Here is a 14354-nt window from a genome sequence, read left to right as displayed (position 1 = left end):
GTTATAATTAAGTTTTTAGGTTCAGCTTTTACTTAAAATAATCACATTAAACCGGAGATAGAAGGTTGCTATTTTTTTATATTCTAAAATTTGAAATTTACAACAGGTTTCTTAAATACCTGAAGATACCTTCAAAATTGATTTCTTAAAGTTTAAAATCTGCTGATAATTCCTAATTTAATTAAACTGAAATTAATACCTATAAAAAAGTAAAGCCGGGCAAAACCCGGCTTTACTTTTTTATTAAATGATCTTTTCAGATTAGTCTGCCAAAATAATGGCTCTGTTATCTTTCATTTCAAGAACTCCGCCATCAATGGTATAATACAACACACTGTTATTGGCAGCATCTTTTCGGAAGTCTTCAGACAATTCTTCTAAAACCTTCCTGTTATCAGAAGTAAGGTTGATCTTCACCTCTCCTTCAGCTAAACTGGAAACAATAGGAGCGTGATTGTTCAGCATTTGAAATTCCCCGTTCACACCGGGAACTTTTACCGCATCAACTTCCGCTTTAAAAACTACTGCTTCAGGAGTTACTATTTCTAAATACATCTAACTTATTTTAGTTTTCAGCAAGCATTTTCTCTCCGGCCTCGATAGCTTCTTCAATAGTTCCCTTAAGGTTAAAGGCAGCTTCAGGATACTTATCAAGCTCTCCGTCCATAATCATATTAAAGCCTTTAATGGTGTCTTTAATATCTACAAGCACTCCTTTAAGCCCGGTAAACTGCTCGGCTACGTGGAATGGCTGAGAAAGGAAACGCTGAACACGTCTTGCACGTGATACGGCAAGCTTATCTTCTTCTGAAAGCTCTTCCATACCAAGGATCGCAATAATATCCTGTAATTCCTTATAACGCTGCAGCAACTCTTTTACTCTTTGCGCACATTTATAGTGCTCATCCCCTAAGATCTCCGGAGTAAGAATCCTTGAAGTTGAATCAAGAGGATCTACCGCCGGGTAAATACCAAGCTCGGCAATCTTACGGGAAAGTACTGTTGTCGCATCCAGGTGGGCAAAGGTTGTTGCTGGCGCCGGGTCAGTAAGGTCATCCGCAGGTACGTAAACCGCCTGTACAGATGTAATAGATCCGTTCTTGGTAGAAGTAATACGCTCCTGCATTGCACCCATCTCGGTTGCAAGCGTTGGCTGGTATCCTACCGCTGATGGCATACGTCCAAGAAGTGCTGACACCTCAGAACCTGCCTGGGTAAAACGGAAAATGTTATCTACGAAGAAAAGAACGTCTTTCCCCTGACCTTCTCCGGCTCCATCACGGAAGTACTCCGCAATAGTAAGACCAGAAAGAGCCACACGAGCACGTGCTCCAGGAGGTTCATTCATCTGTCCGAATACGAAGGTAGCCTTAGATTCTTTCATCGCCTCCTTATCGGCTTTCTTAAGGTCCCATCCGCCTTCTTCCATAGAGTGCAAGAAGTCGTCTCCGTATTTGATAATACCAGATTCAAGCATCTCTCTCAAAAGGTCGTTTCCTTCACGGGTACGTTCACCTACACCGGCAAATACCGAAAGACCACCGTGACCTTTTGCAATATTGTTAATCAATTCCTGAATAAGTACTGTTTTACCTACCCCGGCACCACCGAATAGTCCAATCTTACCACCTTTTGCATAAGGCTCGATAAGGTCAATAACCTTGATCCCGGTAAAAAGCACTTCAGTAGAAACAGATAAATCCTCAAATTTTGGTGCTTCACGGTGAATTGGAAGACCATCTTTTCCGGCTTTAGGAAGATTTCCTAATCCATCAATGGCATCACCAACTACGTTGAACAAACGACCATATACATCTTTACCCACCGGCATTTGGATTGGCGCTCCGGTTGATAAAACTTCAACCCCTCTACTCAATCCATCGGTAGAGTCCATTGAAATAGTTCTTACGGTATCTTCACCAATGTGCGACTGCACTTCCAGTACTAATATGGAACCGTCTTTTCTTGTAATTTCCAAAGAATCGTAAATCTTTGGCAATTCAGCGTTTTCTGAGTCGAACACAACGTCAACTACAGGACCAATAATTTGGGCAACTTTACCTGTGACTTTAGACATTATCTAATTCTTTAATGTTTAGTATTTTAAAATCTTAAAAAAACCTATCCGATTGATTTATAAAAAAATAAATTCCACGCAGGTCTTTTTCAGGCTGCAAAGATAGTTTTTTATTGATAAAATCATACCGATCTCTTCATAACTTTTTCACCCCTTTCACGAGCGCAGAAAAACTGAGGCATTTCCTGATATTCAAGCCGGTGAAAAATAAAAAACCTCCCCGTTTTCTTACGGAGAGGTTTTGTATATCATTGATCTTAATGCAGATTACTCTACAGTAACCGATTTTGCAAGGTTACGCGGCTGATCCACATTCTTCCCAAGCATTACTGCTATATGATAAGACAGTAACTGCAACGGAATAGTAGTTAAAAGCGGCGTTAAAGATTCGATAGTTTCCGGAACTTCGATCACGTGATCTGCAAGCTCCCTCACTTCGGTATCTCCTTCGGTAACCACAGCGATGATCTTTCCTTTTCTGGATTTGATCTCCTGAATATTACTTACCACTTTTTCGTAATGTCCTTTTCTGGTAGCGATCACAATTACCGGCATCTGCTCATCTATAAGCGCGATAGGCCCGTGCTTCATTTCGGCAGCAGGATAACCTTCAGCGTGTATATAAGAGATCTCCTTAAGTTTTAATGCCCCTTCCAGCGCAACAGGGAAGTTATAACCCCTTCCTAAATACAGGCAATTGCGAGCATCTTTATAGATATCTGAGATCACCTTGATATGATTATCAGATTCTAAAGATTCTTTCACTTTCCCCGGAATTCTTTCCAGCTCCTGCAAATGATACCTGAAATCTGAATTAGAGATCGTTCCTTTATGCTTGGCCAGCTTAAGCGCCATAAGGGTTAATACTGTGATCTGGGTTGTAAAAGCTTTGGTTGAAGCCACCCCAATCTCAGGCCCCGCGTGGGTATAAGCCCCAGCGTGGGTTTCTCTGGAAATTGAAGAACCAACCACATTACATACCCCAAAAGCGAAAGCTCCTTTTTCCTTAGCAAGCTTGATAGCCGCCATTGTATCGGCAGTTTCACCACTTTGAGAGATCGCAATGATCACGTCATTCTCGGTAATGATAGGGTTACGGTACCTGAATTCTGAAGCATATTCCACTTCAACAGGAATTCTGGCAAGATCTTCAAAAATATATTCGGCTACGAGCCCGGCGTGCCAGGAAGTCCCACAGGCAACGATCAAAATTCGTTTTGCATTGGCGATTCTGTCAATATTATCATCAACACCTGCCATTTTTATTATACCCTGATCCGGCAACATACGCCCCCTATAGGTATCGCTTATCGCATTGGGTTGCTCATAGATCTCTTTCAGCATGAAGTGATCGTAACCACCTTTCTCTATTTCTTCAAGGTTAAGCTGCAACTCCTGGACGTAAGGGTCCACCAAAGAGTCATCTTTGATCTTTCTAACTTTCACCTGCTTACCTCTTCTCACAACAGCCATCTCCCCGTCTTCAAGGTAGATCGCGTTATTGGTGAATTCGATAAATGGAGATGCATCTGAAGCGACAAAAAATTCATCTTCCCCAACCCCGATGGCAAGCGGGCTTCCTAACCGCGCCACAACAATCTCGTCTGGTTTAGACTTGTTAAAAACAGCAACAGCATAGGCACCAACCGTTTGGTTAAGCGCTATTTGCACTGCTTTCCCAAGCTTCACGCCTTCTTTCACGATCACATCCTCAATCAGGTTAACAAGAACCTCGGTATCGGTGTCACTGGTGAAGGTATATCCACGAGACTTCAGCTCTTTTCTAAGGGCATCGTAATTTTCTATAATTCCGTTATGAACAATCACAAGATCTCCGGAATTAGAGTAATGTGGGTGAGAGTTAACATCGTTAGGTTCCCCATGTGTGGCCCATCTGGTATGACCAATCCCAACAGTTCCGCTGGTATTTATTTCACTTTCCAGTTTATTCTTTAAGTCGGCAACCTTACCCTGGGTTTTGCTCATTTTTAGCTCAGCTCCGTCAAATAGCGCAATTCCTGCACTGTCATATCCTCGATACTCCAAACGCTGAAGCCCTTTCAGGACAATGGGATAGGCATCCCTATGTCCAATATATCCTACAATTCCGCACATATTATAGTTATTGGTTTTTTATTGATTAATATCTGTATAGTAGATTCTTAGCTTTAATCTTTTATCTTCATCTTCTTCACGGTTTCCGTAAAGCACAGTTCCCTTAGGGGAAAGAACCGACATTCTCGGAATTCTTTTTACAGTTTCATTCTCAGTGTCTCTTAATGCTGTAGTCACCACATCATTGATGTTTTGAGTCACCACCACCCCAATCTTCACATTCGTGGAGTCTTTATTGATCACATTATTCACATGCTGAGTAATATCTACCGTATACTTAAGTCCGTTTTCATCCTCATCCCTTTCAAGTCTTGAAGAAAACTCCGTAAGCGAATTAAGCGGATCATCATCTATGGCTCCTCCTATAAAATCCTTGGTAAAGGAATAATCTGCAAGGATCGTATTATTATCCAGATCATACAGGTAAATCCTTTCCGGCTCATTCACTCCGTTCAGTTTATCCTGATTTACATAGAAGCTAAGATTCGCCTCATTAATCAGCCAGTCACTAGAACGAACTTCCTCCAGAACACCCTCTTCCGAAAACAATTCCACAATAGCCATACTTCCTTCCCCTCCTTTTAGGTAAAGATTTTCCGCTCCTTCTTCAGGGTCACTGTTTTGTATCTCCTGCCGAAGGTCTTCCGGAAATTCTCCCTGGAAAGTATTTACAATATTGCTGCCAAAGGCGAACTTATAGCTGGCTCTTTTTTCAACCGTTTCGGTCTCACCCTCACTATTTTCTTCTTCCACTTCGTGAGTATAATACATCGTGATCCCGGCTTCCTCTCCTCTTAAACTGAAAAGGATCATATTCCCTTCTCCGTTCAAAGCCTCAGCCTTAAAGAAAAGACCTCTGAAATAGTTTCTGAAATTACTGTTCCCTGACAGAACCGAAGTCCCCTCCTTGGCAAGTATCTTCTGTTCAAAGAACTCCACCGGAAGTTTAATTCTCAAGGCAGGCGGAGACACAATGGTATCGGCCTCACCTTCCCCGTCTATAGTATAGTCGGTAATCCTGTTTTCTGAAGGAATGAAATTGTCATTTTCGTAAAGCGGACCATTCACAAGATTCTCTTCAAACACCTCCTGCTGATCTGAATAGTATTTCTGCGCCTGTTCAAAATCAGTATCAGGGTCGTAGCCGCTTAAATAATATCCGGACTCGTAAACTGAAAGCTTAAAAGGGCTCTCCCCGAAAATGGAATCCAGCCTATACATCTTATTCCCTGCCTCATCCGGCTCCTCTTCCGTACTGAAGTAAGGAACATGAAGCACCACGCTGTCAAGTTTTGTCTCCTCACCAAAATCAGGATCATCAGTAGTTAAAGACAATTGGCTCAACACACTTGCTTCGGTTTGACCGTACAACGGATGATTATACACCCCAAGTAAGTTAGCCGGAAGCCCGTTGGTTTGAACCGAGTTTATTTTTTTACTGTAAGCAGCTACTTCAACCTCCCTCAGGTCTACCCCCGTGGGATTTTCAATAATTTCACCTCCTATGGTACTAAAATCATCATCACATGCTACAAAACCAAAAACAACAACAAGCAATGCCGTTGTTTTTATCATCGCTCTATTAAAATTCATTCGCTATTTAATTACTATTGAGATAAAACTTTTGTGGTGTAGAAATCCTGGTAAGCCTGGGCGAATTCTTCCCTGTTTTTGTATGGCAATACCGGTTTCTTAAGACCATTTAGGTATTTTGAAAGTTCTTCCGGAATATTATCTCCTCCAACAATCACGGCATCTGAGTTATCTACGGCAGTTTTAGCCAGATTTACAAAACTCGGCTTTTTTAGATGTTTTACATCTTCTTTCTCAAGGCCGTCAAATAATACTTTCTCCTGCATATTATCATCTAACGTTCCTTCAAAGTCCTGATTGTATACAGAGGTCACAATTTTCGCATCGCTGAACAATGGCTCATTCCCATAGTAATGCCTTAGATAAAGCGGAAGCAGGGAAGACAGCCAGCCGTGAACGTGAATAATATCGGGAGACCAGTTAAGTTTCTTAACGGTTTCGATTACTCCTTTGGCAAAGAAGATGGCGCGCTCGTCATTATCTTCGAAAAGATTCCCATCCTCATCGGTTAGGGTTGCTTTTCGTTTAAAATAGTCTTCATTATCAATAAAGTATACCTGCATCCTTTCCTTTGGAATAGAAGCCACTTTAATGATCAATGGCATATCAAGGTCATTGATCACAAGGTTCATCCCGGAGAGACGAATCACTTCGTGTAACTGATGGCGCCTTTCATTGATGTTCCCGAACCTTGGCATAAATATTCTAATTTGCCCTCCAAGGTTATTCACCATTTTTGCAGCTTCAAAAGAGGTGGATGAGATTTCAGTTTCAGGTAGGTAAGGTATAACTTCAGACGAGACGTACAATATCCTCTTATCTTTCATAAAATTTATTGCTTTAATTGCGATTGCGAATAAAAAACACGCAAAATTACAAAAATTTATGCAGATTGACAGTAATATATTAAGTTTGCACGCTGTTAATTTTAAATTAAAATGCAGGTTTTTAAGGAAAAAGAGCCTTTAAAGTTCGCCATAGCCACCCTTAAATCTGAAGGCAAAAGCCTCGGATTAGTGCCTACCATGGGAGCTTTACACGAGGGGCATTTATCACTGGTTAAAGAAGCCTTAAAGGCCTGTGACAAAGTGGTTGTTAGTATTTTTGTTAACCCAACCCAGTTCAACAACGCGACAGATCTGGAGAAGTATCCCCGTACCCTGGAGAAAGACCTGGAACTTCTAAAACAACTGGATCAGGATCTCTGGATTTTTGCCCCGAATGCCAACGAGCTTTATGGCGAAAATATCATTTCTGAACACTTTGACTTTGACGGTTTGGAGAATGTAATGGAAGGAAAATTCCGTAACGGACATTTTGACGGGGTTGGCACCATTGTAAAACGCCTTTTTAATATAGTAACTCCAGACAAGGCTTTCTTTGGTGAAAAAGACTTTCAACAACTTCAGATCATCAGGAAACTTACCGAAAAATCTAATCTTCCCGTGGAGATCGTAGGCTGCCCAATTCTAAGGGAAGATTCCGGTTTAGCAAGGAGTTCAAGAAACGAACGACTAAGTGACTCACACAGGGAAGAGGCTTCTTTTATCTACAAGACCCTATTGGAAACAAAGGAGCTTTTTGGCACAAAAAGTGCGGAATATATAACCCGGTGGGTGGAAGAGCAATTTCAGTCACACCCTTTCCTGGAATTGGAATATTTTGAGATTGCCAATACCAAAACCTTAAAAAAGATTAATCATAAAAGAAAAGGAAATCAATATCGTGCCTTTATTGCTGCATACGCAAATGATGTGCGCCTTATTGATAACATCGCCCTAAATAATTAACTTTACCCTATGCAAGTTCACGTAGTAAAATCTAAAATTCACCGCGTAAAAGTTACCGGAGCCGATCTTAATTACATTGGAAGCATAACGATTGATGAAGACCTGATGGAAGCCGCAAATATTATTGAAGGCGAAAAGGTGCAGATTGTTAATAACAATAACGGAGAAAGGCTCGAAACCTATGTGATCCCGGGGCCAAGAAATTCAGGAGAGATCACTCTTAATGGTGCTGCCGCAAGAAAAGTGGCAAAAGGAGATGTGCTTATCCTTATCGCCTATGCCATTATGGATTTTGAAGAAGCAAAAAAATTCAAGCCCTCCCTTGTATTTCCTAATGAAGAAACCAATTTACTGACATAGAATTTAATTGAACAGGAAGACGAAACAAGCGCTTAAGATTATACTCCCCTTATTACTGGGGATTTTTTTAATATGGTATTCCCTGGAAAGCGCCACTCCTGCAGAAAGGAAAGAACTTCTTGACAATATTCTAACCGCCGATCCTTTTTGGGTGGCGGTTTCTTTTATTCTTGGCACCTTATCCCATCTCTCCCGCGCCTATCGCTGGAAGTTTATGCTGGAACCTTTGGGTTACAAACCGCATTTTGCTAACAATTTTATGGCCGTAATGGTAGGATATCTGGCCAATTTCGGCATTCCGAGATCGGGAGAAGTGCTTCGTGCGGTCACCCTCTCTTCTTACGAGAAAGTTCCTTTTGAAAAAGGCTTTGGAAGCATTATTTCTGAAAGGATAGCAGATCTGCTTGCTCTTTTCCTTATTATCCTAATTGCTCTTGTACTTCAAACCGAACACCTATTGGCTTATTTTGAGGCCAACAACATCAATCCCATCTTCAGCATCGTGGTTTTTCTTCTTTTAATAGCCCTAGGCGTGGTTGGCCTTTACGTGATAAAAACTTCCAACATCAAATTTATCCTTAAGCTAAGAAAAATGGCTGCGGGACTGCTTGAAGGAATGCGCAGCATCCTGAAAATGAAGAAGAAATGGCCATTTATTTTCCACACGGCCTTTATCTGGATCATGTACCTGCTTATGTTCTACACCATCACCTTCAGCATTCCCGGCACTACAGGAATGAGCGCAGGAGCGATTATGGCTGCCTTTATCGCAGGTTCTTTCGCAATTTCAGCTACTAACGGCGGTATTGGTGTTTATCCGGTTACTATAGGCGCTGTTTTACTCCTTTTTGGCATAAGCAAACAAAGCGGGGAGGCCTTCGGCTGGATCACCTGGGCCACGCAGACCCTGGTAGTACTGATCTTCGGAGGACTTTCCTTCCTTATCCTTCCCATTTTCAACCGTAAGAAATAATGGTTATCTTGTAAACCTTTGATAACCAATACCAACACCTATGACAAAAAAATTACTCAGCCTGTGGCTGGTGATGCTGCCCGTAATCGCCTCCGCACAAACTATTTATGAAACCATTTCTTCGGAAAAACTCGGGCAAACACGGGAGATAAAAATTCAGCTTCCCCGAAATTACGAAGCCAATACCGAAAAATCCTATCCTGTTCTTGTAGTTCTTGACGGGGATTACCTCTTTGAACCTGTAGCCGGAATCACCGATTACTACTCTTACTGGGAAGATATGCCAGAAATGATCGTAGTCGGGGTAAACCAGGCAGGACACCGTGAAAGTGACGGTTTCTATGACGAACAGCGCTATTTACCCGCCGATACCGGTGCGGATTTCTTTGAATTCCTGGGAATGGAACTGTTGCAGAAGATCGACGAAAAGTACCGTACCGCGCCGTTCAGGATGATCGTTGGTCACGATTTTACGTCCAATTTCATCAATTATTACCTCCTGAAGCCGGAACCGATATTTCAGGGGTATATAAACCTAAGCCCCGATCTGGCCCCTGAAATGGCCGACCGTATCACAAAAGTCCTTTCCTCTTCTGAAACCAAGAAATGGTACTATATGGCCACCGGGAGCGATGATATCCCGCAGCTAAAGACCAAGATTATGGCTTTTGACAATCAGTTGAAGAACATCAACAACAAACTGGTGGAATATAAGTTCGATAATTTTGAAGGCGCTACGCATTACACCCTTGTCGGGAAGGCAATTCCCTCAGCTATAGATGAGATGTTCAAGGTCTTTCGCCCAATAAGCCGCAGGGATTATGAAGAAGTGCTTCTCCAAACCACGGTTTCGGGTTATGATTATCTCGTGGAAAAATATGAGACCATAAACGAACTTTTCGGAATAGAAAAAAAGATAAGGCTTAATGATTTTATGGCGGTCTACAATGCCATCGAAAAAACACAAAGATGGGATGAATACAAGGATCTTAGCAAACTTGCTGAAGACCATTATCCCAACACGATGCTGGCCACCTATTTTGAAGCCAGGTATGAGGAGGAAACCGGCAATCCTAAAAAAGCGATGAAAACCTATAAAAAAGCCTACGGTCAGGAAAAAATTGCATTTTTAACAGTAGATTTTATGCTTGATAAAGCCGAACAGATTAAAAAAGATTTCGGTTATTAGCAGGAAAAATCAAGCTTAAATGGCCAAAGTAAAGACCGCTTTTTATTGTCAGAATTGTGGCGCGCAATATGCCAAATGGCAGGGAAAATGTACAGCCTGCGGAGAATGGAATACCATTGTGGAAGAAATGGTTGAAAAACCCGATCCCAAAGACTGGAAATCTCCTGCGGCAAAAGAAGCAAAACGAGCTTCTAAACCACTTAAAATAGCCGAAATTGAAAACGCTCCTCAATATCGCTGGACCACCAGCAATAATGAACTGGATCGCGTTCTCGGCGGCGGACTCGTTCCCGGATCGCTCACCCTACTGGGTGGAGAACCGGGGATAGGAAAAAGCACACTTTTACTTCAGGTCTCACTTCAGCTTAATTATAAAGTGCTTTATGTTTCGGGCGAAGAGAGTCAGCAGCAAATAAAAATGCGAGCCGAAAGGATCAATCCTAATCCCGCTAACTGCTATATCCTCACCGAAACCAAAACCCAAAATATCTTCAGGCAAATCGAGAACATTTCGCCGGAGATCGTGATCATAGACTCCATACAAACCCTTCACAGCGATTATATAGAGAGTTCTCCCGGAAGTATTTCACAAATAAGGGAATGTACTTCAGAGCTCATAAAATTTGCCAAAGAGAGCAACACCCCGGTCATTTTGATCGGGCATATCACCAAAGAAGGCAGTATTGCAGGTCCAAAGGTTCTGGAGCATATGGTAGATACCGTACTTCAGTTCGAGGGGGATCGTAATCACGTATACCGCATCCTGAGGGCGCACAAGAACCGTTTTGGTTCTACCCACGAACTTGGGATCTATGAGATGCAGGGAAGCGGACTAAGAGAGGTGAGCAATCCTTCAGAAATCCTGATCTCCAAAAATCAGGAGGACCTTAGCGGAACGGCGATCTCTGCCACACTGGAAGGAATGAGGCCTTTAATGATCGAAATTCAGGCACTGGTTAGCACTGCCGTTTATGGCACACCTCAGCGCTCCACTACCGGTTATAACGCCAAAAGACTGAATATGCTCCTGGCCGTACTCGAAAAAAGAGCCGGGTTTAAACTGGGTGCAAAAGACGTCTTCCTGAATATCACCGGAGGAATATCTGTAGATGATCCCGCGATAGACCTTGCAGTAATTGCCGCCATTCTTTCTTCAAATGAAGACATCCCCGTTGAAAAAGACATTTGCTTTGCGGCAGAAGTAGGACTGGCAGGTGAAATTCGGCCTGTAACGCGAGTGGAACAGCGCATTATAGAAGCTGAAAAGCTCGGTTTTGCGAAGATCATCATCTCAAAGCAGAGCAAACTTCCCAAGAACAGCTATAACATCCAAGTGATAAAGGTTGCGAAGATAGAGGACGTGGTGAGCCACCTCTTCGGGTAAACCCCGGGCCATTAAGGCGCAGGATTCGGTATGGCTTCGTGCACTTTATTTATCTCTTCAAAGATCTCGTTGGAAAGCTCTATGTTGATGCTTTCAATATTCTCCTTAAGCTGCTCCATCGTGGTAGCCCCGATGATATTTCCGGTCACAAATGGCTGCTGATTCACAAAGGCCAGCGCCAGATGCGTAAGGCTGAGATTATGCTTTTTTGCTATTTCATTATAGGCCCTTGTAGCCTTCACTGCCTGTTCGTTTGAATATCTTTTATACTGAGGGAACAAAGCCAGCCGTGAATTCTCCGGTGTGCCGTTCAGGTATTTCCCTGAAAGGGTTCCCATTCCCAGAGGAGAATAAGGCAACAAGCCCACATTCTCGCGATGGTAAATTTCGGTCAGGCCAATTTCATCCTTCCGGTTAAGCAAACTATAAGGATTCTGAACCGTGCTTACTCTTGGAAGGCCGCTTTTACTTTCCTCCAAAAAACGCATCAGGCCAAAAGGAGTCTCATTAGAAAGCCCAATCTGCCTGATCTTTCCTTCTTTTATAAATCCGTCAAGATGCTCAAGAATCTCCCTGAAATTATCTTCCCACTCCTCATCGGCATCTGCTGAAAAACCTCGTTTTCCGAAGAAATTGGTCTTCCTTTCCGGCCAGTGCAGCTGGTAAAGATCTATATAATCTGTTTGGAGTCTTTTCAGGCTTTTATCCAGGGCGTCTTCCATAGCTGCTTTAGAAAAGCCTAAATTCTCACGGATATGCGCCACCTGTTCTCCGGGGCCTGCAACTTTTGAAGCAAGCACCACCTCATCCCTTCTCCCGGTCTTTTTAAACCAGGTCCCTATGATCTCTTCGGTCTTTCCCTGGGTTTCAGGACGAGCAGGCACCGCATACATCTCGGCCGTGTCGATAAAGTTCACCCCCTTATCCAGGGCATAATCTATCTGTTCGTGGCCTTCAGCTTCGGTATTCTGCTGTCCCCAGGTCATAGAACCAAGGCATATCTTACTGACTTTTATATCGGTATTGGGTAAAGTGCTGTACTTCATTAAATTTTTCTTTCGGTTGTAATTATTCGGTTTCGTTAAGCAATTTTGCAACCTCATCCAGCTTAGGAGTCAGAATCACTTCAATTCTCCTGTTCTTGGCCCGGCCTTCAGCGGTTTCATTGGTCGCGACAGGAGCATATTCCCCACGCCCGGCAGCCGTAAGGTTCTGCGGATCTATATTGCCGTTCTCTCTGAGGATCTGAACAATGGCAGTAGCCCTTTTTGTGGAAAGGTCCCAGTTGTCTTTTAGCTGTCCGCTTCCGCCATAAGGCACATTATCGGTATGTCCTTCTATAAGCACAGCGATATCAGGATTTTCAGCAAGTACGGCACCCAGTTGCTGGACCGCTTTCCGGCCTTCAGAATTCACCGCCCAGCTGCCTGAATCGAACAAAAGCTTATTTTCCATAGAAACATACACCTTCCCGTTCCTTTGCTCAACGGTAAGACCTTTACCTTCAAAATTGGTCAGAGCTTTGGAGATGGCATCCTTAAGTGCATTCATCTTGGCGTCTTTAGCAGCGATAAGGCTCTCCAGTTCATCTATCCTTCTGGAACGGGCATCAAGATCTTTCTGAAGTTTCTCCAGCCTGCTCTGCTCTGCGGCAAGCACGTTTTCCTTTTCTTCCAGCTGGGCAAGCAACTCACGGTTTTGCCTGGAGTTTTCAGCAATAGCTGCAGAGCTGTTCTTCTCCAACGCATCGTAGGATTTCTTCAGATTATCATAATTGCTTTTTGTTGAAGCAAGCTGGTCTTTAAGAAGGTCACGTTCTGCAACAGTTGCTTTATATTGTTTATTAAGTTCCTCCAGTTCCTGCCCCAGGCTTTCACTGCTATCCCTGAATTTATCCAGGTCTTCCTGTAGTTCCCGGTTTTCCCTTTTCAGATCGGCGTGACGGCTTTCTAGGTCTTTATAGACCTTTGAAGACACACAGGAACTTAACAATACAGCTGAAGTAACAGCAAGAAGGAAATGCTTTCTCATAATTGGATGTTTTTTATTTGAGTTCTACCATCACAGGACAATGGTCGCTGTGTTTGGCTTCAGGTAATATAACGGCTCTTTTCAGCTTTTCTTGCAGGGGTTCGGCTACAAGATTATAGTCTATTCTCCAGCCTTTATTATTAGCCCTGGCATTGGCGCGATAACTCCACCAGGAATAATTATGCGGCTCATCATTAAAATGACGGAAGGAATCTATGAACCCGCTCTTCATAAAATTATCTATCCATTCGCGCTCTTCCGGAAGAAAGCCGGAAACATTCTTCAGACGCACGGGATCGTGAATGTCTATAGCCTCGTGGCAAATATTATAATCTCCGCAAATTATAAGATTTGGAATCTCTTCTTTCAGGTCATCTATATAGCCTTGAAAATCATCCATAAACTTGAACTTATGCTCCAGCCTTTCGATATTGGTTCCCGAAGGCAGGTAGAGACTCATTACCGAAAAATCTTCAAAATCGGCCCTGATGTTTCGGCCTTCAAAATCCATATATTCAATATCGGTCCCGTACTTCACGTTCTTAGGTTCGACCTTACTTAAAATAGCCACCCCGCTGTATCCTTTTTTCTGAGCGGGATACCAGTAATGATAAGGGAATCCGGCTTCCTCAAAAACAGAAAGGTCCAGTTGCTCCGGCATCGCTTTAATTTCCTGTAAACAAACCACATCGGGATTGGCCTGCTGCAACCAGTCTAAAAAACCTTTTCGCAGGGCTGCTCTAATTCCATTAACATTGTAGGAGATGATCTTCATAAGGTTCAATTTTCCTCAAAAATAGACTTATTAGAAAAATTGGCAAGTATGAAGTTTATAAAGAACC

The 14354-nt window shown here is 42.7% G+C and carries 13 protein-coding genes; 5 read left to right on the top strand and 8 right to left on the bottom strand.

Annotated elements, in window-relative coordinates; translation table 11 throughout:
- Nucleotides 1–261: 261 nt before the first annotated feature.
- The 5 genes from ACFQ3Q_RS03230 to ACFQ3Q_RS03210 form a co-directional block, all read right to left on the bottom strand.
- Entirely contained in the window at nt 262–555 is a 294-nt protein-coding gene (locus ACFQ3Q_RS03230) for a FoF1 ATP synthase subunit delta/epsilon (protein ID WP_380742853.1), read from the bottom strand.
- A 10-nt stretch (nt 556–565) separates the two neighbouring features.
- Nucleotides 566–2077, bottom strand: coding sequence for a F0F1 ATP synthase subunit beta (gene atpD, locus ACFQ3Q_RS03225; RefSeq protein ID WP_380742851.1), 1512 nt, complete (start codon nt 2075–2077; stop codon nt 566–568).
- A 267-nt stretch (nt 2078–2344) separates the two neighbouring features.
- On the bottom strand, nt 2345–4192 hold the full coding sequence (gene glmS, locus ACFQ3Q_RS03220; RefSeq protein ID WP_380742849.1) for a glutamine--fructose-6-phosphate transaminase (isomerizing): 1848 nt from the start codon (nt 4190–4192) through the stop codon (nt 2345–2347).
- Between the two features lie 18 nt (nt 4193–4210).
- On the bottom strand, nt 4211–5785 hold the full coding sequence (locus tag ACFQ3Q_RS03215) for a DUF4270 domain-containing protein (RefSeq protein ID WP_380742847.1): 1575 nt from the start codon (nt 5783–5785) through the stop codon (nt 4211–4213).
- A 14-nt stretch (nt 5786–5799) separates the two neighbouring features.
- Nucleotides 5800–6612: a glycogen/starch synthase gene (locus ACFQ3Q_RS03210; RefSeq protein WP_380742844.1), complete on the bottom strand. Its 813-nt coding sequence runs from the start codon at nt 6610–6612 to the stop codon at nt 5800–5802.
- A 111-nt stretch (nt 6613–6723) separates the two neighbouring features.
- On the opposite strand from ACFQ3Q_RS03210, the gene panC reads away from it, so the two are divergent.
- From panC to radA, 5 genes are read left to right on the top strand one after another with little or no spacing between them, the layout of a single operon-like run.
- The gene (gene panC, locus ACFQ3Q_RS03205) at nt 6724–7575 is read left to right on the top strand and encodes a pantoate--beta-alanine ligase (RefSeq protein WP_380742842.1); all 852 of its coding nucleotides are present in this window, start codon (nt 6724–6726) and stop codon (nt 7573–7575) included.
- A 9-nt stretch (nt 7576–7584) separates the two neighbouring features.
- Entirely contained in the window at nt 7585–7935 is a 351-nt protein-coding gene (gene panD, locus ACFQ3Q_RS03200; RefSeq protein WP_380742840.1) for an aspartate 1-decarboxylase, read from the top strand.
- A gap of 7 nt (nt 7936–7942) precedes the next feature.
- Nucleotides 7943–8908 carry a lysylphosphatidylglycerol synthase transmembrane domain-containing protein gene (locus ACFQ3Q_RS03195; protein WP_380742838.1) on the top strand — a complete coding sequence of 322 codons (966 nt, stop codon included), beginning with the start codon at nt 7943–7945 and terminating at the stop codon, nt 8906–8908.
- A 40-nt stretch (nt 8909–8948) separates the two neighbouring features.
- On the top strand, nt 8949–10097 hold the full coding sequence (locus tag ACFQ3Q_RS03190) for an alpha/beta hydrolase (protein ID WP_380742837.1): 1149 nt from the start codon (nt 8949–8951) through the stop codon (nt 10095–10097).
- Between the two features lie 19 nt (nt 10098–10116).
- Nucleotides 10117–11481, top strand: a complete 1365-nt coding sequence (radA, locus tag ACFQ3Q_RS03185) for a DNA repair protein RadA (RefSeq protein WP_380742835.1) — start codon at nt 10117–10119, stop codon at nt 11479–11481.
- A gap of 11 nt (nt 11482–11492) precedes the next feature.
- Here the strand turns inward: radA and ACFQ3Q_RS03180 are convergent, their stop codons facing one another.
- From ACFQ3Q_RS03180 to ACFQ3Q_RS03170, 3 genes are read right to left on the bottom strand one after another with little or no spacing between them, the layout of a single operon-like run.
- Nucleotides 11493–12527: an NADP(H)-dependent aldo-keto reductase gene (locus tag ACFQ3Q_RS03180; RefSeq protein WP_380742833.1), complete on the bottom strand. Its 1035-nt coding sequence runs from the start codon at nt 12525–12527 to the stop codon at nt 11493–11495.
- A gap of 22 nt (nt 12528–12549) precedes the next feature.
- Entirely contained in the window at nt 12550–13512 is a 963-nt protein-coding gene (locus tag ACFQ3Q_RS03175) for an OmpA family protein (RefSeq protein ID WP_380742831.1), read from the bottom strand.
- Between the two features lie 13 nt (nt 13513–13525).
- A complete protein-coding gene (locus ACFQ3Q_RS03170) occupies nt 13526–14287 on the bottom strand; it encodes an exodeoxyribonuclease III (protein ID WP_380742829.1) in 762 nt (253 codons plus the stop codon).
- Between the last annotated feature and the right edge of the window lie 67 nt (nt 14288–14354).

The sequence above is a fragment of the Salegentibacter chungangensis genome (genome assembly GCF_042678405.1).
GTDB classification, from domain to species: Bacteria; Bacteroidota; Bacteroidia; order Flavobacteriales; family Flavobacteriaceae; genus Salegentibacter_A; species Salegentibacter_A chungangensis.
The sequence above is the reverse complement of the archived record's forward strand: the minus strand, read 5'-3'. Positions and strand labels throughout refer to the sequence as shown.

Bases quoted from the DNA above. Each gene is read 5' to 3' on its own strand.
- ACFQ3Q_RS03230 (WP_380742853.1), bottom strand. From the start codon at position 555: ATGTATTTAGAAATAGTAACTCCTGAAGCAGTAGTTTTTAAAGCGGAA.
- atpD (WP_380742851.1), bottom strand. From the start codon at position 2,077: ATGTCTAAAGTCACAGGTAAAGTTGCCCAAATTATTGGTCCTGTAGTT.
- glmS (WP_380742849.1), bottom strand. From the start codon at position 4,192: ATGTGCGGAATTGTAGGATATATTGGACATAGGGATGCCTATCCCATT.
- ACFQ3Q_RS03215 (WP_380742847.1), bottom strand. From the start codon at position 5,785: ATGAATTTTAATAGAGCGATGATAAAAACAACGGCATTGCTTGTTGTT.
- ACFQ3Q_RS03210 (WP_380742844.1), bottom strand. From the start codon at position 6,612: ATGAAAGATAAGAGGATATTGTACGTCTCGTCTGAAGTTATACCTTAC.
- panC (WP_380742842.1), top strand. From the start codon at position 6,724: ATGCAGGTTTTTAAGGAAAAAGAGCCTTTAAAGTTCGCCATAGCCACC.
- panD (WP_380742840.1), top strand. From the start codon at position 7,585: ATGCAAGTTCACGTAGTAAAATCTAAAATTCACCGCGTAAAAGTTACC.
- ACFQ3Q_RS03190 (WP_380742837.1), top strand. From the start codon at position 8,949: ATGACAAAAAAATTACTCAGCCTGTGGCTGGTGATGCTGCCCGTAATC.
- radA (WP_380742835.1), top strand. From the start codon at position 10,117: ATGGCCAAAGTAAAGACCGCTTTTTATTGTCAGAATTGTGGCGCGCAA.
- ACFQ3Q_RS03180 (WP_380742833.1), bottom strand. From the start codon at position 12,527: ATGAAGTACAGCACTTTACCCAATACCGATATAAAAGTCAGTAAGATA.
- ACFQ3Q_RS03175 (WP_380742831.1), bottom strand. From the start codon at position 13,512: ATGAGAAAGCATTTCCTTCTTGCTGTTACTTCAGCTGTATTGTTAAGT.
- ACFQ3Q_RS03170 (WP_380742829.1), bottom strand. From the start codon at position 14,287: ATGAAGATCATCTCCTACAATGTTAATGGAATTAGAGCAGCCCTGCGA.